Origin of the sequence: Kutzneria kofuensis, assembly GCF_014203355.1 — a bacterium.
Lineage (GTDB): Bacteria > Actinomycetota > Actinomycetes > Mycobacteriales > Pseudonocardiaceae > Kutzneria > Kutzneria kofuensis.
Genome location: NZ_JACHIR010000001.1, coordinates 3,374,495 through 3,393,422, shown reverse-complemented (window position 1 = coordinate 3,393,422; position 18,928 = coordinate 3,374,495). Strand labels below are relative to the sequence as shown.

Annotated in this window: 23 protein-coding genes; 2 read left to right on the top strand and 21 right to left on the bottom strand. The window is 67.0% G+C overall.

The features are described 5' to 3' along the window. Nucleotides 1-12: 12 nt before the first annotated feature. From BJ998_RS15440 to BJ998_RS15350, 19 genes are all read right to left on the bottom strand, one after another. Nucleotides 13-582, bottom strand: a complete 570-nt coding sequence (locus BJ998_RS15440; protein ID WP_184862329.1) for a hypothetical protein — start codon at nucleotides 580-582, stop codon at nucleotides 13-15. Between the two features lie 190 nt (nucleotides 583-772). Beyond that, nucleotides 773-1,081, bottom strand: coding sequence for a hypothetical protein (locus BJ998_RS15435; RefSeq protein WP_168523987.1), 309 nt, complete (start codon nucleotides 1,079-1,081; stop codon nucleotides 773-775). A 48-nt stretch (nucleotides 1,082-1,129) separates the two neighbouring features. Next, a complete protein-coding gene (locus BJ998_RS15430) occupies nucleotides 1,130-1,429 on the bottom strand; it encodes a hypothetical protein (protein ID WP_184862328.1) in 300 nt (99 codons plus the stop codon). Nucleotides 1,430-1,452: 23 nt separating this feature from the next. After that, the gene (locus tag BJ998_RS15425; RefSeq protein ID WP_184862327.1) at nucleotides 1,453-2,226 is read right to left on the bottom strand and encodes a DUF7178 family protein; all 774 of its coding nucleotides are present in this window, start codon (nucleotides 2,224-2,226) and stop codon (nucleotides 1,453-1,455) included. A 56-nt stretch (nucleotides 2,227-2,282) separates the two neighbouring features. Next, nucleotides 2,283-2,570 carry a hypothetical protein gene (locus BJ998_RS15420; RefSeq protein WP_184862326.1) on the bottom strand — a complete coding sequence of 96 codons (288 nt, stop codon included), beginning with the start codon at nucleotides 2,568-2,570 and terminating at the stop codon, nucleotides 2,283-2,285. Nucleotides 2,571-2,585: 15 nt separating this feature from the next. Then, nucleotides 2,586-2,975, bottom strand: coding sequence for a hypothetical protein (locus BJ998_RS15415; RefSeq protein WP_184862324.1), 390 nt, complete (start codon nucleotides 2,973-2,975; stop codon nucleotides 2,586-2,588). A gap of 995 nt (nucleotides 2,976-3,970) precedes the next feature. Beyond that, nucleotides 3,971-5,335, bottom strand: a complete 1,365-nt coding sequence (locus tag BJ998_RS15410) for a LysM peptidoglycan-binding domain-containing protein (RefSeq protein WP_184862322.1) — start codon at nucleotides 5,333-5,335, stop codon at nucleotides 3,971-3,973. A gap of 90 nt (nucleotides 5,336-5,425) precedes the next feature. Next, nucleotides 5,426-5,857 (bottom strand): hypothetical protein, encoded by a 432-nt coding sequence (locus BJ998_RS15405; RefSeq protein ID WP_184862320.1) that lies wholly within the window; start codon nucleotides 5,855-5,857, stop codon nucleotides 5,426-5,428. A 54-nt stretch (nucleotides 5,858-5,911) separates the two neighbouring features. Further along, complete coding sequence (locus BJ998_RS15400) at nucleotides 5,912-6,364, bottom strand: TadE/TadG family type IV pilus assembly protein (RefSeq protein WP_246488594.1); 453 nt, start codon at nucleotides 6,362-6,364, stop codon at nucleotides 5,912-5,914. Next, nucleotides 6,361-6,858 (bottom strand): TadE/TadG family type IV pilus assembly protein, encoded by a 498-nt coding sequence (locus tag BJ998_RS15395; RefSeq protein WP_184862318.1) that lies wholly within the window; start codon nucleotides 6,856-6,858, stop codon nucleotides 6,361-6,363. Before BJ998_RS15395 ends, BJ998_RS15400 begins: the two co-directional genes overlap by 4 nt. Beyond that, complete coding sequence (locus BJ998_RS15390) at nucleotides 6,855-7,328, bottom strand: TadE/TadG family type IV pilus assembly protein (protein WP_184868676.1); 474 nt, start codon at nucleotides 7,326-7,328, stop codon at nucleotides 6,855-6,857. The genes BJ998_RS15395 and BJ998_RS15390 overlap by 4 nt, the downstream gene beginning before the upstream one ends. Before the next feature lie 13 nt (nucleotides 7,329-7,341). Beyond that, the gene (locus BJ998_RS15385) at nucleotides 7,342-7,527 is read right to left on the bottom strand and encodes a hypothetical protein (protein WP_184862316.1); all 186 of its coding nucleotides are present in this window, start codon (nucleotides 7,525-7,527) and stop codon (nucleotides 7,342-7,344) included. A 51-nt stretch (nucleotides 7,528-7,578) separates the two neighbouring features. Beyond that, on the bottom strand, nucleotides 7,579-8,457 hold the full coding sequence (locus BJ998_RS15380) for a type II secretion system F family protein (protein WP_312890555.1): 879 nt from the start codon (nucleotides 8,455-8,457) through the stop codon (nucleotides 7,579-7,581). Nucleotides 8,458-8,468: 11 nt separating this feature from the next. Then, nucleotides 8,469-9,392: a type II secretion system F family protein gene (locus BJ998_RS15375; RefSeq protein WP_184862312.1), complete on the bottom strand. Its 924-nt coding sequence runs from the start codon at nucleotides 9,390-9,392 to the stop codon at nucleotides 8,469-8,471. Then, the gene (locus tag BJ998_RS15370) at nucleotides 9,389-10,840 is read right to left on the bottom strand and encodes a TadA family conjugal transfer-associated ATPase (protein ID WP_184862310.1); all 1,452 of its coding nucleotides are present in this window, start codon (nucleotides 10,838-10,840) and stop codon (nucleotides 9,389-9,391) included. Before BJ998_RS15370 ends, BJ998_RS15375 begins: the two co-directional genes overlap by 4 nt. Further along, nucleotides 10,837-11,679 carry a CpaE/TadZ family protein gene (locus tag BJ998_RS15365; protein ID WP_093575473.1) on the bottom strand — a complete coding sequence of 281 codons (843 nt, stop codon included), beginning with the start codon at nucleotides 11,677-11,679 and terminating at the stop codon, nucleotides 10,837-10,839. The genes BJ998_RS15370 and BJ998_RS15365 overlap by 4 nt, the downstream gene beginning before the upstream one ends. Next, entirely contained in the window at nucleotides 11,679-12,389 is a 711-nt protein-coding gene (locus BJ998_RS15360) for an SAF domain-containing protein (protein WP_093575562.1), read from the bottom strand. The genes BJ998_RS15365 and BJ998_RS15360 overlap by 1 nt, the downstream gene beginning before the upstream one ends. A 123-nt stretch (nucleotides 12,390-12,512) precedes the next feature. After that, nucleotides 12,513-13,553 (bottom strand): hypothetical protein, encoded by a 1,041-nt coding sequence (locus BJ998_RS15355; RefSeq protein WP_184862308.1) that lies wholly within the window; start codon nucleotides 13,551-13,553, stop codon nucleotides 12,513-12,515. Beyond that, the gene (locus BJ998_RS15350) at nucleotides 13,547-13,936 is read right to left on the bottom strand and encodes a hypothetical protein (protein WP_244287345.1); all 390 of its coding nucleotides are present in this window, start codon (nucleotides 13,934-13,936) and stop codon (nucleotides 13,547-13,549) included. Before BJ998_RS15350 ends, BJ998_RS15355 begins: the two co-directional genes overlap by 7 nt. A gap of 464 nt (nucleotides 13,937-14,400) precedes the next feature. Here BJ998_RS15350 and BJ998_RS15345 point away from each other — a divergent pair, with 464 nt between their 5' ends. Beyond that, nucleotides 14,401-15,066: a prepilin peptidase gene (locus tag BJ998_RS15345; protein WP_167545496.1), complete on the top strand. Its 666-nt coding sequence runs from the start codon at nucleotides 14,401-14,403 to the stop codon at nucleotides 15,064-15,066. Between the two features lie 179 nt (nucleotides 15,067-15,245). Here BJ998_RS15345 and BJ998_RS15340 read toward each other — a convergent pair whose 3' ends face one another. Beyond that, nucleotides 15,246-16,295 carry a sigma-70 family RNA polymerase sigma factor gene (locus tag BJ998_RS15340; RefSeq protein WP_093575477.1) on the bottom strand — a complete coding sequence of 350 codons (1,050 nt, stop codon included), beginning with the start codon at nucleotides 16,293-16,295 and terminating at the stop codon, nucleotides 15,246-15,248. Nucleotides 16,296-17,290: 995 nt separating this feature from the next. On the opposite strand from BJ998_RS15340, the gene BJ998_RS15335 reads away from it, so the two are divergent. Next, nucleotides 17,291-18,031, top strand: coding sequence for an NsdA family TPR-like regulatory protein (locus BJ998_RS15335; protein WP_184862306.1), 741 nt, complete (start codon nucleotides 17,291-17,293; stop codon nucleotides 18,029-18,031). Here BJ998_RS15335 and BJ998_RS15330 read toward each other — a convergent pair whose 3' ends face one another. After that, the gene (locus tag BJ998_RS15330) at nucleotides 18,032-18,694 is read right to left on the bottom strand and encodes an HAD family hydrolase (RefSeq protein WP_184862304.1); all 663 of its coding nucleotides are present in this window, start codon (nucleotides 18,692-18,694) and stop codon (nucleotides 18,032-18,034) included. Between the last annotated feature and the right edge of the window lie 234 nt (nucleotides 18,695-18,928).

Sequence of the window (18,928 nt, the reverse complement as noted above, 5' to 3'; positions counted from 1 at the left end):
TGGGAAAGGGGGTCACTGTTCGGCGAGCACGCGGTCGAGCTGATCAAGGAAGTAGTCGACGTCCGTGTTCGGGCGCATCGCGTCGCCCGACGGCATCCAGTCGAAGTCGTCGACGTAACCGGTGCTGGCGGCCTGGTCGAAGGTGTCGACGTAGTCGGAGTGGTCGCATTCGCAGCAGTCCGGCGCGGTCACCGGGTACAACTGACTGCCGACGTTCCGGGACGCGGTAGCCAGCGCGCGGTCACGGAAGGTTGGCGCGGTGTAGGTGGCAATCGCGGTGACCACACGAGCGGCCGGGAATCGGGCGAACAACTCGGCCAACACGTCGTAGTGGGCGTGCCAACACGCCGAAATCGTGCGGCGCCTGCCGTTCGGGCCGGTGCCCTTGCCGAACGCGGACGCGCTTCCCTTGGCACCGGAACCGGCCGTGTCGGTGGCGCGGAGGGTGAACGTGGCGCGGGGGCCGGCGCGGTTGCTGCGATCCTCGCCCGTGCGCACGGTGATGTTTCCGTCGTAGAGCGCGCTGGACACGTCGCGTACGACGTGGTGAATATCGGTGAGGGACACGCCGTACACGAACATGGTTGAGCTCCTTTACTGATTCGGCAACGGTGGTGATGACGTGCGCGCGGATGAGTCGAACAATCCGCAACGGAAAATCAGGCCGTTGCAACCGTTGCGCGCGGGTGAGAGCTGCGCGGCGCCCGTCGTGAACGGGCGCCGAGAAACGGGGCTGACTATCGGTGACATGTCCGGGCGAGTTGGACTGTAGTTAGATCCAGGAATCGACGCGGTGGACGGTGGCGCCGCATTTCTTGGCGACGTAGTCCGCAGCGTCCGCCAGGGTTGAGAATCGGTAGCGGTAGGCGGACAGCGGCACCGGAGTGGGCGCCCCGTCGGTGGAATCGATGCGCCAACGTCCGCGCGGTGCGCGTTCGCAGGCGACGAACGCGCACCCGTCACGGGTGAACGCGACCGCGCTATCGGCGTCCTGTTCGCCGTAGGTGTCGTCAGTCATGACGTAGCCGTTTTGGGCGTACTGAAAGTGGAGCTCAACGACGTTGTCCGTGTCGGTGGACATGTGCTCTCCCTTGGCGTTGTCCGGTCTGGGTAGGTCGCGTGCGCGGGTTCAGGCCCAGCGCGGTTGGAATTCCTCGCGCAGTCCGTCAAAGGTCCACGCCCCAAAGATGCGGAACTGTCCACAACGCACGCGCACGTGTCCGCGCGGGACACAACCGCTTGGGGTGAACGTGGTGTGTTCGCCACGGCGGTAGGCGCCGCGTGTAGCGGTGACCAACACGGCGAGTTCGCCGCGCGTGGCGTACTCGGTCACCTTGGCCGGCACGAGTCCGGAGAAACTGTCCAGGAAGATAAGATCACCGATCCGAATAACGGTCGTCCGAATCGAATGGCGTTGCGTGTCAGTCATTGCGAGACCTCGCTCGGGATGCGTTAGGCGGCTGACTGGTAGCCCGTGCCGGGAAAGTTGGCCAGATGGGGCAGGTAGACGGTTCGGAAGTCGTTCCACGCGCGTTCGGAATTCGCGCGGGCCCGGTTGCGTCCCCGGTCCAGCCGGTTGGGGCCGCGCCGTTGTTCGGCTTCCTGGTTGAGCCGTTGACGGGCGAGCCAGGTCACGGCCTGCACCTGGTGTGCCGAGACCCGTTGTCCCGTGCGTGCGGAGATCAGCTCCGCGGCACGGCGGTACAGGCTCACCACGTGGTCGTACTGCCGCCGGGAAACCGTTCCGTCCTTGCGACGGAACCCGTTGACCGGCGCGGAGTCGTACTCCTCGGAGGTGAGCGCGCGACCGTGCGCCACTGACAGCGCGTGCCGGTCGATCACCACGCGCGGGTTGTCCGGGTCCTGATCTCCGCCGAACTCGATCAGGTGGGCGAAGTCGCGGATCTTGGGACCGTTCAGGATGTCCTCGTACCGCTCACCGGCGAGCAACCGGTCAGCGGCGCGTTTCTGGCCGGTTGTGGCGAACATGCCGGAACCGGGCCCGCCGATTCCCTTACCCTCGCGCAGTACGCGAGCGGCATTAAGGACGTTGCCGATCCATCCTTGCTGGGGTGAGTAGATCGCGAGCATTCCGGCGCCGAGATGGGCGTCGCCGTTCGCGATGGCGGTTGCCACGTGGTGCGCGTCGGCATACCAGCGCATTCCTTGCGCGATTTCGTCGGGTGTGGCCTGTTCCCAGTGCCACACGATGTTTTCGTGGCTCACGGGGTGTGCCCGGAACCAGGGGTGATCGCTGGGGGCAGGCATGACAATTCAATCCTTTAGGTGTGGTTCACGGTCACCGGCGAGTCGTCCCACAAGCGGGACCATCCCGATTGCGCGGGACGTGCGGCGGCCGTCCGTACGTATTTGTCCAGGGCGAGCAATTCGCGTCGTACTTCTCCGACGTCCAATTGCCACAGTTCACGGGAGATCTCGTCCCGCACGCGGTCAAGGTCAATCGCGCCCGATGACGCGAGTGAATACAGAGCGGACGACATGCCGCCGTGCCACTCGGGCGCAATGCGTCGCGCTTGCCCGTCGCTGATCATGACGATAACTGCACTCATGGTTTGCCCCTTGGTTCACGCCGCGATCGTGACTGGAATGGATTCCATGGCGGAAAAATCGAAAATGGCGAGCTGGGCGGTTTCCCGTGCGAGCGTCATTGCCTCGGACAGGTCTGGGGTCACGACGGAAACGTCCAGGTAGACGCGACCGGTCGCAGGGTCACGCCACCCGCCGAGAACGCGACCGGGCAGTGAGAGCGCGTCTTTCGCTTGCCCGATGTACTCGTGCAGGTCGTTACTGGTCACGGGACCATCAAAAATGCGTTCGTGTTCCGGGTGTACGGCAACCGCGTAGCCGGTACGGACGTCGGAACCGTCGTCAGGCTTGACAGAAAAGCCACCGTCGGGAACGGACAGAGCGTCCGCCATGGCGTTAATCCGGGCGGACCAGTCGATCAGAGTCATAGTCATGGCGGTACTCCGTTTCGTGTACGAAAGTGGTTCCTTGGCAGTGATTCAGGCCAGTTGTGAACTGGCACCGAAACGCGCAACCCTCGCCGTTGCGAGATCTCCGCAAAGGGGACACATCCTGCATCCGGGCAATACGGCACTACTCGCGCGGTGAGGGTTGCGCGTCCCGATGGCACATTCCCTGAATCTCTAAAACACTGTTGGGATAAGCCGTTATGTCTAGCGCGCAACGCAAGGAACCATGCCCGTATGGGTTTGGCGTGCTATGGGTAGGCGAGAGCGACGCTCTCAAGCCAGAGAAACCCAATGTCGGCAACCGCCTAAGACAACCCCGAACGCCTACACATTGCGACGTTTGTCGGTGCTAGACCACCATTGACTTATCTTGGGGACACACCTGTGGCAGGCATGCCATTTATGCGCGCTTCTCCGCTTTATAGCAAGAGCTTTACGTCGCGAAGCTGCAAGCGCAGTTACTACGCATTCCAGAATAGAAATGCGCGTTTGGCTACGCGTCGTTCTTCACGCTGCTCTGCACGGATTCGCTGCTGTCCGCACGGCCCAAGCCGCTGCCCGCGCTATACGGGACTTATGGTTGTTGTCGTTAGGAAAGACGCCGTGGTGATCGACTCGCAGGGACGCCGTGCCCTGGTCCTCGTCGCCTCCTCGGTGGCTGTCCTGCTGACATGTCTATTAGACACCCAAGTAGGACACTTCGCAAGAGGGTACGCCTCCGCCGTGACCTTGCCGTTACATGATCTTGTGCGAGTGCTGGTCAGGCGCTGTTCGTGCCGGCAACATGCGGTTGCATAGGGAAGCGAGCGGAGGCCCCAGCGGACGCGACCGGCACGGCGGAGGCCCCAGCGGACGCGACCGGCACGGCGGAGGCCCCAGCGGACGCGACCGGCACGGCGGAGGCCCCAGCGGACGCGACCGGCACGGCGGAGGCCCCAGCGGACAGCTCGTCGCGGTAATGCAATTTTGTGGGTTTATGCGGCAGAGCCGCGGGTGCTGGCGAGGTTCAGGGCGAGCTCATGCCCACCCCGCACGCCGATCCGCGTGGGGACTGGGATCGGTTCGTCGTCGGGTTCCAGGGATCCGGCGGCCGTGATATGGATCCGTGGCGGGGCCGGTGCGAGGTCGACGAACTCCACGTCGTCGCCCGACTGCTGGTCGTCGTCGTGCGCGGCGCGCAGGGCGCGAACTACCGGCGCGATGGGGCGCTGCAGGTCGGCGCGGTCGCCGCTGCCTACGCGGTAGCGGCGGCGTCGCCACATCCGAGCCGACACCATGGCGGTGGTGATCGCTCCGGCGAGGCCCAGGCCGACGAACGCCCCAGTCAGCAGGTCCAGCCCCGATCCGGACTGGTTGCTGCTGCCGTGGTCGCCGGCATCCCTCGTCGCGGCCGGTGTCTGGGTGGTGGCCGGCGCTGGCTGGGTTGATGGCGGTGGTGTGGTCGGTGCGGTGCTCGTCGGCGGTGGGGGTTGCTGGGGCGGCACCTGCTGCTGCTCGCCGGGCGGATGGTCGTCGGGCGGAGTTGGGACGTAGGCGGTGATCTTCCAGCCGGGTCGCACGAGGTTCGGGTTGGTGAGCGCGCGGCCGTCGGGTTGTTCGACGCCGCGGTTGAGCTGGAACAGCTCGGGCCAGCGGCTGCCGCCGCCAGGACCGTAGATGCGTTCGGCGACCCGCCACAGGCTGTCGTAGATCCCGTCGTGGGGAAGCAGGACCTCCTCGGTGACCTGCACCATGCCCGGCGGGGCGGGCGCGTTCCGATCGATGACCATCGTGGTCGTTGGTTGGACTGCGGTGGCCAGGTGCACGGTGGTTGCCGTGGCGGGGCCTGGCGTGAGCGGTGCCACGACGGCGACGGGGGCGAGGTCGCCGGCCAGCGTGGCAATGGCGGTGGTCGGCGCCGTGGACGAGGTCCGGCTGCCGAGCAGGGTCAGCACGATGGTGCCGATCAGCGCCGCGGCCAGCCCGTGCAGCGGGCCGGGCGGACGGACCTGCGGCCAGGTGATCCCGCGTGCCGCGTCGACGGTGCAGCGCGCGACGTCCAGGGCGAAGAAGAACCAGACGATCCAGCACAGCACCGCCAAGGTGTCGAGCAGAAACTCCGCGCTCATCGGGTTGAGCAGGATGGCCTGGATCTCATCCCAGGTCGGTACGTGGTTGGGCAGTGGCCAGCCGACAAAGCGCACCAGTGCCCAGGGCAGGCCGGCGACGAGCGCAAGGAGGACGACGAGCGCGAGCAGACCGCGGACGAACCGGATCGTGGCGGACAGCAGCCACCAGGCGGGGCGGCCTGGGCTCGGTTGCGTCAGCTTCCGGCGCGAGAAGTGCGAGTGTGCGGTCACGATGAGCTCGATTCCCTGGGGTGTACAGGCTTATGACTCAGCAGTCGCCACGTGAGCCGACGACATGCCGGTCACGTCGGCGCTGCGAGGTCATGTCACCGGCACGGGCGTGCGAGTGGACTCCTCCACGGCCGTGCGGGGCGGCGCGACCTCCGGTGGCGTTGCCGGCTGGCCTACCGACGGCTTCTTCGTTGATGGCGCTCCTGCGCGCGTCTCGCTTCTCGTCGCGGACGTGGTCGTCGCCCGCTTGCGCTTGGGGCGGGCCGCTTTGCGATGGGTGAGCCACTGGTCGAGATCGGCCGCCGGCACGTCCGTGAACTTGGCTAGTTCGTCGACACCGATCACGTCGCTGGACTCGGCGAGCACATCGCCAAGTTCGCGTTCGATGTCGGCGAGCGTCTCGGCCACCTCGGCCCGCCGCTGCGCGAGCTCGCCGACACGCTTGGCCGCGGCGGCCCTCCTCGCGCTGCGGGCAGCGTCGGCTTCTTCCACGCGGCGTTCGATCTCTTCAGTCGTCGCCATCCCGGTCTCCTTTCCCGTGGGTGTACTGAGCTGGGCGCGATGGTGCGGGAGGTGTCATGGGAGTACTCCGGAGATTCCGCGTTGCGGTTGGGCTTGCCCGGCTCCGGTGACCGTGATCGAGCCGATGCCGGCCAGACCCAGCAGCTGCGTGGGCTGGGTGATGCTGACCGTCACGTTGACCGTGTTGCCGGCGACGGACACCGTGCCGGTGTGGCCTGCCGCGGCAAGGTAGTTCCGGGCCGCCGTACTGGCTTGTTGTGGGACCAGACGCAGGGTGCCGTCGGCGCGGTAGGCAGTCAGGTCGATTTCCTGGGCGCCGGCTCGGGCGGCTTCCTGCGCCTCGCCGATCGCGCGGACCTTGGCGGCCAGGGCAAGTCCGCCGTCGAGGACGAGCCCGGCGAACAGCAGGGCGGCGATCGCGATGACGACGACGAAGGCAGTCACTCGGCCGTCCTCATCCTCGTGCAGCCGGTACATCCGGCGTCGCAGCACAGCGATTGGCCTCATGGCGCGCCTCCCGCTTGGGCCAGCGTCGAGGTGCCACGCCACACGTCGACCGGTGAGGAGAAGCTGGATTCGAACGTCCGACTGCCGGGCACGCCCAGCGAGGTCAGGTCCCCCAGACCGACGCTGCACGACACGGTGACGGTCACCGTCGAGCCGGGCTTGAGTCCCTGGGTATCGGTGGACACCGACAGTGATTGGCAGGTGATCCCAGCGGAGGCCAAGGCTGCGCTGGCGGTGGCCTGGGCGTTGGAGGTTGCTTGCGATGGGCTGCGGGCCAGGGTGGCGGCACGGGCAGCCTGGTGGGCGACGTCGTTGATCCGCAGTTTGGTGTCGGCCAGCCGGCCGCAGAACACGACGAACAACAACAGCACGATCAGCAGCGGCGTCAGGAGCGTGAGTTCGGCCGCGGCGGAGCCTCGTTCGTCCCGGTGCAGCGTACGAATTCGCCGACGGGCGGCGTCTGCGAACGCTGGGAGACCGTAGGCTGCGGTCATGGTGTCACCGCCCCGGTTCCGCTCGGCGGAGTAAATTTCTCCACGGGCCCAACGGCTTCGGCGTGGACCGTGAAGGTTGCGAACGGGATTACGTTGATCACGGTCCCGGTGACCGTCACGGATGCTTGGGTGGCTCCGCGCTGGACGTTCACTGACGTTCCTTGCAACGGGCCGCTTCCCAGCTGCGCGAGGACACGTTGCCCTTCGGTGTTGCCCGCGGCGGCGCTGCCACCGGAGACCCGCGCCGCGGACAGCGCCTCGGACGCGGCGGCTTGGGCGATGTGGCTGGCGTGCATGTACAGCGCGAACTGAGCGATGAGCAAAATCAGCAACAACAGCAGCGGGGTCGCGACGACGAGTTCGGCCGTGCCGGCGCCTCGCTGATCCGCTCGAAGTCGGCGCAGCGCGGCCCGCACCCGTGCCCAGCGCGGAGGGTCGGGCAGGTGGTGTGCCGTGTCGGGACGAGGCATCGTGGTCACCGACCTACAGGTTGATGCCGTTGGCCTTTTGGGTCACCTTGGTGACGATGATCGCGATGACGGCGATCGCCAGGAGGACCAAGGCGGCGGTCACCACGACGGCTTCGGTGGAGTATCCGCCTTCGTCGCGGTGCAGGCGCTGCAGCTCGACACGGATACGTGCGATGAGGATCTGGACTTCGGTGAGCATCAGCTTCTCCCTAGGGTTCGGAGTCCTGTATGGACAGTTCTTGTGGAACTGTCATAGGCCGGCCAACACGCTGGCAAGAGCGGGAAACCCGATGAAGATCAGGAATCCGATGAACAGCATCACCACGGGAAGGCTCATCCGTTCGGTGGCTGCCTGAGCGTCGCCTTCGGCGTCGGTGAGCTCACGAGTGCGCAGGGCGGCGGCTTTGGCCGCGAGGCTGGCACGGACGCGGGCGCCTTCGGTGCCCGCGAGGCTGACTGAGGCGGCGAGCTCGGAGAGCTGGTGCACGTCGAGCTCGGTGCCGAGCTGGCCGAGGGTCGACCAGGGTGTGGTGCGGGTCAGCTTGGCGGTGACCAGCGCGCGGCGCAGCTGTTGGAAGGCCCAGCCCTTGCCGATGCCGACGGCATCCGACAGCGCGCCATCGACACCAGCGCCGCCGGCCAGCAGGACCCGGATCAGGTTGAGATAGGCCGTCAGCGCGTGCCGGAAGGTGGAGCGACGGCGCTCGGCTTCCTGCCGGACGTTGATGTCCGGGAACAGGAACCCGCCGAGCGCGAAGAGCAGGCTGGCGACCGCCGGAACCTCCCAGGAGAGCCCGACGTCGACCACGACAAGCAGCAGCTGCATCAGGATCGGCAACAGCAGACCGGTCAGCGCCAACGTGGCCTTCTCGGCCAAGTGATGTTGGACGCTCTTGCCGGTGACGGCGAGATCATTGCGGAGCTTGCGGTTGGGCAACCCGAGCGCGGCCAGGGGCTTGACGAACGGACGGCCCACGCGCAGTGCCCAGCCATCGGAGTCCGCAGCGAGGATGGGCGGCCGTGCGGGAGCTGCGTGCAGCCGGTCGACCAAGGCCCGCAGTGGTGGCCGTGGCGGGAACACGTAGACCACCAGTGCCCACAGGCCGATGCCGAGCCCGGCGCCCCACACCAACGCGCTGATCATGACGACGTTTCCTTCCCGATGAGCAGGTCATCGACGTCCACCTCGGCGCCGTGCGGGCGGATCGTGGTCAGCTCGGTCAGGAACCTCTCGGGTTCACGCAGGCGCACAATCCGCGCGAGCCACGCAAAAGCGGCCGTGAACAGCGCGCCGACGAGCAGCAGCATGATCTGCCCGAACGCGGAGTCGTAGGGGGCGAGGTAGCCGCGGTTGAGCAGCACCAGCCCGATCGCGAAGACGAGCGTCGTGATCACGACGACCCGCACGCTGGTCCGGGTGCGGGCGCGGCCGGCTTCGACCCGCATGCGCATCGACGCCTGTTCACGGGCCTCGCCGGCCAGTTCACCGAGCAGGTCGGCCAGCTGCCGGGCCTGGTGCTCGGCAGCCAGCACGAGCGCGGAGATCACCAGGTCGGCGGTCGGATCCCGCAGCTGGTCGGCGAGGTGACGCAGCGACGGCGCGAGGCGTTCGCCGCGCTCCAGCCGGACGGCCAGCTCGGTGATCTCCTCGCGGATCGCCTCCGGGCAAGCCGGGGCGGTGGCGAGGATGGCCTGCTCCAGCCCGGCCGCGGCCACCAGGGTGTCGCGCAGCATCTCCGTCCACCCGGCGATCGCCTCGATGCGTTCGAGCTGACGCTTGTAGTCGACGTTCGAGCCAAGGATCCGCGGCAGGCCAATCACCGCGACCACGGTCAGGATGGCGCCGACCACCCAGCCGGTGACCGCGCCGAGCGCCAGCCCGGCGAGCACGGCCACGACGAGCAGGCCGACCTGTTTACGGTCGTGCCGTGCGGCCAACCAGGTGTTCAGCCGCGACGGCGTCGCCGGACGAGCGGGCCGACCGCGCAGCCCGACGGCGATGAGCAGGGCCCCGACGGCCACGCCGGCACCGAGCAGGCCGAACAAGGCGGCAGTGGTGGTCATGGGGTCCACCACCCTTCGCGCCGCTCGAACAGGTCCGGGTCGTAGCCCGCTTCGACGAGCAGGTCGACGGTGTCGGTGCGCAGTGGCGCACCCGGTACGGCACGAAGGGTGGCGTCCGGGCGCCAGACCTCGTTGCTGATGATCTGGGCGCCATCGGCGCCGACGACTTCGCGGATAGAGGACACGACGCGCTTACTCGGGTCGTCGCGGGGCTTTTCCAGGTGGACCACGAAGTGCAGCGCGGCGGCGACCAGCAGGTTGGTGGCCTCCATGGGCAGGCGCTCAGGGCCTTGGACGGCGTAGGCGGCGAGCTTGGTGAACGCGCCCTGGCTGCTGGAGGAGTGCAGGGTGCCCATGCTGCCGTCGTTGCCCATGGACATCGCGTTGGTCAGCGGGATGACCTCGGGGCCGCGGACCTCGCCGACGATGACCCGGTCCGGCGACATGCGCAGGGACTGCCACACCAGGTCCGACAGCGAGATTTCCCCTTGACCTTCGATGTTCGGTTCGCGGGCCTGCAGCGCGACCACGTCCGGGTGCGCATCGGCGTCCTCACCGAGGCCGAGCTCGAAGACGTCCTCGATCGTCACCAGCCGCTCCCACGGCGGGATGGCCGAGGCCAGGCCCCGCAGCATGGTCGTCTTGCCGATCGCCGTGCCGCCGGTGACGAGAATGTTCCGCTTCGCCTTCACCAGGGCTTTCAGGAAGCTCTCCAGGGCGAGATCGATCGTCCCGTTCTCGCGCAGTTCGGCCAGCGTGACCTTGGTGAACCGGTGCCGGCGGATCGACACCGATGGCCGCGCGGTCACCGCCATGACCGCCGAGACGCGCTCACCGCCGGGCAACTGGAAGTTCACGATCGGGCTGCCGCGGTCGAAGCGGCGCTCCTCCACGCCGCTACGGGTGGCCAGGTCGCGGATGAGTTCGATCAGCTCGGTGTCCGAGCCGACCACCGGCGGCAAACGCTTGCGGCGGCCGTTGGCGTACTTGACGAAGACGCGGTCGCCGTTGATGTTGATGTTTTCGATGTCGGTATCGGCCAGCAGCGGCTCCAGGCCGGCGAGGCCGAAGACCTCGTCGAGAACTTGGCCGATCACGCGCTGCTCGACCTCGGGGTGCAGCAGCATGCCGCCCGAGGCGGAGTTGCGCAGCTCGGCTTGGGCGTGCGCCTCGGCCGCATCGGTCAGGATGACCTCTGCCAGCCGGCGGCGCGCCGGTGCGTCCATCGGTGGGCGACCGGCGGTTTCGTCGGCTCGGATGCGCTGGCTAATTTGGGAGGACAACTCGGTGCGCAGGTGAGAGCGCAGCCGTTCCACGGCCGCGGTTTCACCGGCCGGCCGGTGCGGAGGCTCGGCCGGGCCGGGTAGGTGCTGAGCAGGAAGCGGGTGCGGGCCCGTGCCGTTGGTCGAGGTGGTCAGGCGGGGATCGCTCAGTTCGGGGCGGGTCATGGCGTCACCCCGTTTCGGGTCTGCGGACCGAGCGGTTGCAGGCTCGCGCCCGAGACCGGCTCGCCTGCGACCGCCAGCCGCAGATGCGGGGCCTGGGGACTGTTGGCGGTGGCTGGTTGGAGCCCGTGCGCGGCGAGGTTGAGCGCGATCGTGGCGGCGGCCCGACCGAGTGCGGACTTGTCCGGCCCGCGTCGGCTGGTGCCCTGGCCGCACAGGACGGCAGCGCCCTTGGCGTCGCGTGGCACTCGGCCCATGACCGGGATGCGCAGCGCCTGGGAGACCTCTGCGGTTGGGTAGCCGTCGCCGACCAGGATGAAGCATGGGCGGCGAGACCACTGCTGGGCGGCCTGCAGCTTGAGCGCCACGTGCGCGAGTTCGTCATCGTGCGGGCGGGCGAGCAGCAACATCGCGTCCGCGCTGCGGATGATCGGCAGCGCGGGAGAGTCGGGATCGACCCGGCCGCAGTCGGCGATGACCGTGGTGTCCGGGTGGTCGGCCGCCCGCCGCAGCGGCGACGAGAGGCCCGAGGCCAGCACCATCAGCGCGGCGCGGGCTTGTTCGGCACCGACCGGGCCGAGCACCACCCGCAGGCCGCCCGGCAGCAGCTGTGTGTGCTGGGCCAGCAGGGTGGGGTCGGTCCCGCCGCGGCCTCGGGCCGCTGCGGCCAAGCTGACCAGGCCCGGTGTGTCGGGTAGCCGGAAGCGGGCCATGAGGTCACCGCCGGCCGGGTCGACCTCGACCACAATCGGGCTTTGGTGGCCCGGCCAGCGAGCCCCGAGCGCGGTCGCGAGGGTGGTCACCCCTGGCGATCCCTTCAGCGAGCAGACGGCGATGAGCATCAGCGGCCTCCTGCGATTGCGACCAGACTCAGTTGCCCTGCCGGGGCCGAAGCCAACGCGCGAGCGTCTGATTCGGACAGTTGCAAGGACACCACCGTGATCTGCTCGGTCTCGCGTGTGGCAACGCCCGTCACCACCGCGGTCCACGACGACGTCTGCCCGGAGCCTGTCGTCGTTCCGGTCGCCGTGCCTTGTCCTGGCGTGGTAAGGACCGCGACGGTGGTGCCGGGCGACAAGTCGGGCGGGAACTGTCCCGGTTTGAGCCCGACCGCGGCGATTGCCTTGCCCTGGACGGGAATCTGCGGTGCGCCGAGCACCGAACGGGTCACCAGCGCGCCGGCGGGAAGGCTGAAAGCGACCGGCTGTCCCACCACTGTGGACGCAGTCGATGCAGGCAACACGTCCATCCCGGAATCCGCGGCGATGCTGACCTGCTTCAGGTCCTGCGCCGTCAGAACTTGGCCGACGGCAACGGGGCGAGCCAGCGCAATGACGCTCTCGCGGTCACCGAGCTGCATGCCAGCGAACACGCCGCCGGCCGCGCACACAACGACCAGCAAGACGCCGAGCAGCAGATAAGGCACGCTGCGACGCCGGCCACCGCCACTCAGACGCGACGGTGTCTTGCCGTCACGGCCGGCCCACGCGTTCGGCGACGCGGGCTTCTGCGTCGTCGCGTCCGTGCTGGTCGAACCTGCGGTAGTGGTCACCACCGACCTCCTTCAGGCATGACGCCATCGCGACGCGTCGATTCGGGTGTTCGACGTGCCTTGGTCTCAACGGGGTCGTTTTGCGTTGTGCACGCCCGCCCTCGTGAGGCGGGAGGCTTCGGTTCAGCCGGTCGCGATTCCCTGGCTTTCCGCCACACGGAACGCCACCGTGGCCGAGGTCGTCATGTTCGGGAATGTGCCGGCCTGGCCAGCACCCGCCCACGTCACGGTCCAGTTCACCGTGGCGGTCACGGGGAAGGCATCGGCACGCTGACCGGCTGAGGAGGTCTTGTAGGTGTAGCCGCAATCCGGTGACGCGCTCTTCGGATCACCACCGGCAGGGAACGGCGAACCGGGGCCGGTGCAGGTCACAGAGCCACCGTCACCCATCGACCAAGTCACCGAGGTCGGCTTCGCGACCGCGGTCACCGAGACGCCTGGCACCGACGCGGTCGCCGACACGTCACCCCAGCTGCCGCGGTCCAGCCACAACCACGTCGGCAAGGTAACCAACTGGTCCCCGGCCGGATTCGCCTTGATCTTCGGTGCGGGCAGGCGCAGCTGGCTCCGCGCCTGTGCCGCGAGTTCGGCAGGCGACGGTAGGGGTGCCGGACCAGGTTGGCCGTTCGCGATCCAGACCGGCGGCCGGTACAACGCGTCGTGGAACCCAGGCCCAGTGCACTTGTAGACGTACCAGGCGCCGGATGGTGGCTGGGCCTGTGCGAGTCGCGGCTGCGCAACTGCGAATTGCACCGTGGCCGGCTCGCTCTGTGGCCGGTACACCGCGGGCACCGCCGTGACCTCTCCAGTCTTCGGCGGAACATGGAACGCCGCCGGCTGCGCGCCTCCAGGCGGAGGCCCCTGGTAGTCGCTGAGCTCGTACGCACACTGGGCCAAGTTGGTGTTGCCACCGATGATCGTATCGCCGTTGGCGTTGGATTGCCCCGTACCGGGGTTTCCGTTGCCGTGGGTTCCTGGCTTGCTGTTTCCGTTGCCCTGGTTACCGTTCCCTGGCTGAGGGTTGGTGCCTGCACCGAGTTCGCAACCAGGGTTGGGGTACTGAGTGCAGTCCGTATAGCCCCAACCGCTTGCCATCGCGGGCAAAGCCGTAAGAATCAAGGCGGACGCCGTCAAACCTGCTACCGCTAGTGCACGCTTCAGCATGACCCGACCCCCTCAACTGCAAAGCGGGTGACCCGCCACGAGCCGTCCGCCTGCTTCTTGACCTCCGCGGTGATCGACCGCCGCCCTCCTGGCGCGTCGGTGAACGGTGAGCCGTCCTTTTTGTACTTCACCCAGTTCGAGTCATCTCCGCAGTCGGAGATCATGACCGTATTGGGGTTACTCTCCGGGTCGACCTTCGTGACATGCGGATTTGTAAGCGGTTGTCCCTTGGAGACGACGCCGTTGAGATGGTCGGTGTACAGGCTGCGGTTGATCACCCCGAGCGCGTCGCCAGTCGCGTAGTTCGCAAGCGCGGGCGATTGCCAGTCCGAGGTCTCGCTGGCCTTGACCATCTGCTGCCACATGCCGGTGTAGGCAGCCAAAGCCTGCTGCCGAGCGTTGTCAGCCGGAGACGCCGACGATGGCGGAGCGCTGCTCGTCGGCGACGAAGGTGCCACCCCAGTGGTGCCCCCAGGCGTCGAAGACGGATTCGAGCTACAGGCCGCCAACGTCAGCGCTGCGAGTCCACCAAGCGCTAGTCCCACCCTGCGCCAGCCGTTGCGGCCTTGTACATTCCCCCCGACCACGTGCACCCCCTCAGATCTGCGAAAATTCCTTTCGATCTACTGTGTTACACCCCACGTCTACCTGCCGTCCCCCAGGAGACTGCAATGTCCCTATGAGGGGACACCGGTGTCGGAACTGGGAAAACTGGACAAGGTTCACCCGAATGGGTTAACAACTCCGTGTCCAAATGCCGCTGAGTAGTAGGTTCGCTACACCGGACAGCCGCAACCGGCGGGCAGAGGGGGTACAGCGTGGCCAGGTCTGTCACTCTCGTGAGCAGATGAACAGCGCGAGTTCGACGGTGACCACGCTCGGCACGATCGGCTGGGGTCTGATCGGGCTCGTACTTGCCAGCGTTCTACGCGTCGCCGTCAAGCGAAGCTCGATCCTCCCCGCAGAGACCGGTCGGCTCGCGCCACCAGTCGTGCTCGAAGCGGCCACGGCGGTCCTGTTCTCTGCATTGGCCTGGCGCATCGGCACGGAACCTGCTTTGTTCGCCTACTCCTGGCTGGCCGCAGCCGGCGTCCTGCTTGCCGCGATCGATTGGAAGAGCCACGCCCTACCCAGCAGGTTGGTCTGGCCAACCGGGTTCCTCTTGGTCGTGCTCTTCGGCTTGGCCGCTGTGCTCCACCGTGACGCTTACCCGCTCGTCCGCTCCGTAGCCGGCATGCTTGCACTCCTCATCTTCTACGGAGTGCTGTACGTCCTTCGCCCTGGTGGGCTCGGCGGCGGCGACCTCCGACTCGGCGGAGTTCTCGGGCTGGCACTGGGCTGGGCTGGATGGATGCCCATCCTGACGGGAACCCTCCTCGGTTGGCTCACCGCGGCACTCGCACTGCTCGTACTTCGTTTCGTTCGAGGATCTGAGGCGAGCCAGGACATCCCCATCGGCCCCTTTTTGATCATCGGGGCGTTCGCTGCCGTGCTGGTCAGTTCGATGACCTGAATGAAGCCGCCGACCGGTTCGCCGCGGGGGTACTGCGCCGGCCGGCGGCTCTGGACGGCGTCGCAAGGGGGAGGGTCGACACCGCCGAAGTAGTCAACGGTACGCCGGTGACTGGCCCTCACCGCAAGCCGCGAGTGAAGCAACCCAATCGAGGGAGTTGTGGCGCGACTGGGCGTCCGTTAGCTCGCCAACTTCATGCTGAGGAGGCCGCGCCCCGTCTCGATCACGAGGCACTGTTGACGAGAGGCAGACTGACTGACGCCGTTGCTCCCAGCTGAACGCTTCGGAGGCGCCTTCGTAGTGGCGCGGAACGAACTGTTGATCTCAGTGAGTTCCGTGGAGAGCGCTTGGCAGGAAGCGCACTCGTCCAGGTGAGCCTCGACCTTCTTGGCCTGCCGTTTCGGCAGGCCACTTCTTGTCCACGCGCCGAGGACCTTGATCGTCGGGGCGCACTGCTCAGCTTGAGCAGCAGCCAGGTGAGCCTGCAGATACGCCTGACGGAGAGCCTCCCGAGCCCGGTATGCCAACGCCGACACTCCGTTGGCTGTGAGTCCGAGGCTGGGCGCAACTTCAGCTGGCGTCCGCCCCTCGACCTCGGTCAGCCAGAGCACTGTCCGCCAACGCTCGGGCAGTTGCCCGAACGCCTTGTTCGCCAAGGCCCTCTCCGTAGTTGCCGTCACCGTGTCGTCGAAGGGGATGCTGATCAGAGCAGGGTCGACCGATTGCCCAATGTCCTCGGACAGTTCGATGCGACGTTCTTTTCGAGTCCGGTCGTAGGCCACATGACGAAGCGCCGTGAGCAGGTAGGCACGGATGGCTGAGTCCGGGCCGCCACCAGCACGTAGCGTGTGGAGAACTCTGATGAAGGCTTCTGAGACAAGGTCGTCGGCTTCTGCCGCTGTCCGGGACAGCTGGCGAGCAAGATTGCAAGCGGAGCTGACGTGACGTGCCCACAGGTCGCCGTACGCTTCGATGTCCCCCTGCCGGACGGCCTCAAGCAGTTCTGCATCGTCGCGCTCGCGAACCTGGTAGATCGGTGCGACGGTTTCCTCGGTGGCACCGGGTGGTTCGGATGGCTTTGCCGGCCGCGCAAACGAAAGCAGCTCGTGCGCGCGAGACTGTCGCCGGGGAGCACGGGCTCGACTGACCGAGCAGCTACGTCGTGGACCGTCAAATGTGGCGAGCTGACCATCCGGTTCGCTGCCACCGTCGACGAGACTGATGGTCATAACCCACTCCAAGTCTTTTCTACGCCCATAGAGCGCGGGGCTTACCCGCGGTTTCAGTCAGATTCCTTTCAGACAAGCGGATCCTCGGGTCTGACGGCCGGGATCAACATGGTTCGCTCCGTGGAGTGCTCTGGCGGAGCGCGGTGCTCCTGAGCGAGCAGTTCGTGTTTGCCGGGCGCTGGCTGCAGGACCAGCAGGGACTCCGAGAACGCTGGAAACAGGGCAGCCATCGCGCGGACGCAGCACAACGTGCACAAGTTGTCTGGCACCGGAGGCCGCTGCTCCCAGATCTCCTCGATTGGTAGTCCGCATAGGCCCACGCACTCGTTGGATGGCCAGACCACGTGAACACGTCCGGCATAGCGATCCGCTGTGCCGCCCGGTTGGTTCGTGCCCCAGTACAGCAGCGGCTGAGGCGGGTTCGACGGTTCGGGCATGGCTCACCGAGAAGACCTGATTGGACAGTGATAGCGGCGCCTGCCGGAAGACGTTGCTGTCATTGGAATCCTGCCCAGGCTTGCCCGTGCATGAGCTCGGCGATCGACCTGCACTCCGGGCAGACGTCGATTCCGACACCGAAAGGTGATGTGAGCTCATGATCCGTCAGCAAGGCGCGGCAAGGTGCCGGCGCAGTCCGAGCGATCTGGTTGTCGATGGCGACTCGCCTTGGCTGCCCATCTTCGGTTTCCTGCAAGTGCACCACATCGGGGCGCAGCAGTTCCGCGGACCAGTGTGGACCGCGCTTGGACGCGGCGACCGAGTTCGACAGGCATCGTGACGGCGCCGACGAGACCGCCGACGGGCATGAGGATGCGTTCCGTCGCGCGATCGAGAGCAGCTGGTAGTCCGTATTCGCTGCGGTAGAAGTCGCAGCGGTCTTCGGGAGTCGAGCCCGAGGCTGTAGCTGTAACGCGAGTGGTCGACGTTGTCACGACGAGCCACCTCCTTCAACAGGGCAGGGTGTCAGGCAGCGCGCGTAGTGCTGTGCTGCGGAGATGTGCTGTGCGAAGCCTGCCGTCGCTGAGTCGGCGCTCCTCGCTTCCCGACTACTGTTTTTCGACCTGGCCCAGGTAGATGCGGCCGAACCGTTCTTCCAGCTCGCCGAGGACGCGTCAGCCAGCTCGCAAGATCACCCATTGGCGGCTGCGGTACTGGCGCACCGGGCGTTCGTTCCCGGCTTCGCCGGACAGGAACAACCGGCCCGCGAATACCTGACGGCCGCGCATGCCCACGGACGCTACGGGGCCGGCCCGCTGTTGCGGTCGTGGCTGCACTGCGTCGACGCCGAGGTATCCGCTCGCGTCGGGCAGTCGGATACGAGCCTTACTCGTGTCCGTTCGGCCGAGGATGCGCTGGCGAGCGCCGGAACCGACCCCGCCTGGCTCGACTTCTTCGACACCTCCCGACTCGACGGTTTTGCCGGCAACGCCTTACTGCTGGCGGGCCGAACCCGCGAGGCAGCAGGCCGGCTCCAGCGCGCGTTGGACAACCTCTCCGAGAACGCCACGAAACAGCGGGCTGTCCTGCTGTTCGACCTCGCCGCGGCGCACGCACCGACTGATCCGGAACGCGCCGTCACGACCGTCCGACAAGCATGCGACGTGGTCAGTAGGGCTCCCTACAGCACCGCACTCCAACGCGTGCCCGAAGTTCGTGCGGCTCTGAGCGCCACTCCCTACGTCCGCGAGCTGGACGAACGAGTCCGAGCGCTGGCCGGCCCGACTGCTAAAGCTTGATCAGCTGAACTCGGCGTTGTGGGCGGCAACGCGCGCAGGTAGTTCGGCGAGGCTCGTCAACTGGAACAGGCAGCGCTCTTCAACCTCGGGCATGTGAAGGATGTGTCCCCACGGCCCGCGGCGGACGAGCGCAGTCGAGATGCCGGCCTCCTGGGCCGGCCGGACGTCGTTGTCCAACCGATCGCCGACGTAGAGGACCGAACTCGCTGCGACCCCGGCCTCCTCGATGACCCGGTCGAAGAATCCGGGCGACGGCTTCTCGACGCCCCAGCCGTCGGAAGTGCCGATCACGTCGACCGGCAGTTCTAGCGCTTTGAGGATCTCCTCCGCCCGCGCGGTTTGGTTGCCGGCTAGGCCGACCCGAAGGCCGGAATTCTGGAGTGCCCGCAGGCACGGCCGCACATCGCTGTACAGGTTCTCCTCGGCGAAGGTCTCCGGCTGGCCGGCAGCGGCCCGTCGCTCGCGTTCCACCGCGAGGTCGAAGCCAGGCTTGAAGACCTGGAAAGTCTCCCGGTAGTCCTTACCCTGAGCGATCACGGCGCCGAAAACAGCTGAGAACGTGTGGCGAGGAACTCCGAGCCAGTCGGCCCAGGTCCCGTACTCGCGGGTTTCGTCGACCAGTATCTCACCGACGTCGAAGAAGACCGCTTCGATCCTTGCCACGTGAAGGTCCCTCCCTGTCCTGCATGACGGTCACCGCCATGGTGCCCGACGTGGATGCCGCGATGCTCAGCAGGCTGTCCTGCGGACGTCCAGCGGACGGGTTGTGGACGGTACCTCGTCACGATCTTGGCGGGTTGACTATGCGTCTCGGTTCATGCACGCATGGTTATAGAAGGTGCTGACGTGTCGGACACGCAGAGTCCCCGGCCTTGGTGGCAGTCCTGGCCCGCGATC

Excerpts from the sequence above, each read along its gene's own strand:
- BJ998_RS15435 (WP_168523987.1), bottom strand. The coding sequence starts at position 1,081 with ATGTCCACCGACACGGACAACGTCGTTGAGCTCCACTTTCAGTACGCC.
- BJ998_RS15375 (WP_184862312.1), bottom strand. The coding sequence starts at position 9,392 with ATGACCACCACTGCCGCCTTGTTCGGCCTGCTCGGTGCCGGCGTGGCC.
- BJ998_RS15370 (WP_184862310.1), bottom strand. The coding sequence starts at position 10,840 with ATGACCCGCCCCGAACTGAGCGATCCCCGCCTGACCACCTCGACCAAC.
- BJ998_RS15430 (WP_184862328.1), bottom strand. The coding sequence starts at position 1,429 with ATGACTGACACGCAACGCCATTCGATTCGGACGACCGTTATTCGGATC.
- BJ998_RS15385 (WP_184862316.1), bottom strand. The coding sequence starts at position 7,527 with ATGCTCACCGAAGTCCAGATCCTCATCGCACGTATCCGTGTCGAGCTG.
- BJ998_RS15415 (WP_184862324.1), bottom strand. The coding sequence starts at position 2,975 with ATGACTCTGATCGACTGGTCCGCCCGGATTAACGCCATGGCGGACGCT.
- BJ998_RS15440 (WP_184862329.1), bottom strand. The coding sequence starts at position 582 with ATGTTCGTGTACGGCGTGTCCCTCACCGATATTCACCACGTCGTACGC.
- BJ998_RS15335 (WP_184862306.1), top strand. The coding sequence starts at position 17,291 with ATGTGCTGTGCGAAGCCTGCCGTCGCTGAGTCGGCGCTCCTCGCTTCC.
- BJ998_RS15420 (WP_184862326.1), bottom strand. The coding sequence starts at position 2,570 with ATGAGTGCAGTTATCGTCATGATCAGCGACGGGCAAGCGCGACGCATT.
- BJ998_RS15405 (WP_184862320.1), bottom strand. The coding sequence starts at position 5,857 with ATGGCGACGACTGAAGAGATCGAACGCCGCGTGGAAGAAGCCGACGCT.
- BJ998_RS15345 (WP_167545496.1), top strand. The coding sequence starts at position 14,401 with ATGAACAGCGCGAGTTCGACGGTGACCACGCTCGGCACGATCGGCTGG.
- BJ998_RS15340 (WP_093575477.1), bottom strand. The coding sequence starts at position 16,295 with ATGACCATCAGTCTCGTCGACGGTGGCAGCGAACCGGATGGTCAGCTC.
- BJ998_RS15355 (WP_184862308.1), bottom strand. The coding sequence starts at position 13,553 with ATGCTGAAGCGTGCACTAGCGGTAGCAGGTTTGACGGCGTCCGCCTTG.
- BJ998_RS15365 (WP_093575473.1), bottom strand. The coding sequence starts at position 11,679 with ATGCTCATCGCCGTCTGCTCGCTGAAGGGATCGCCAGGGGTGACCACC.
- BJ998_RS15395 (WP_184862318.1), bottom strand. The coding sequence starts at position 6,858 with ATGACCGCAGCCTACGGTCTCCCAGCGTTCGCAGACGCCGCCCGTCGG.
- BJ998_RS15400 (WP_246488594.1), bottom strand. The coding sequence starts at position 6,364 with ATGAGGCCAATCGCTGTGCTGCGACGCCGGATGTACCGGCTGCACGAG.
- BJ998_RS15390 (WP_184868676.1), bottom strand. The coding sequence starts at position 7,328 with ATGCCTCGTCCCGACACGGCACACCACCTGCCCGACCCTCCGCGCTGG.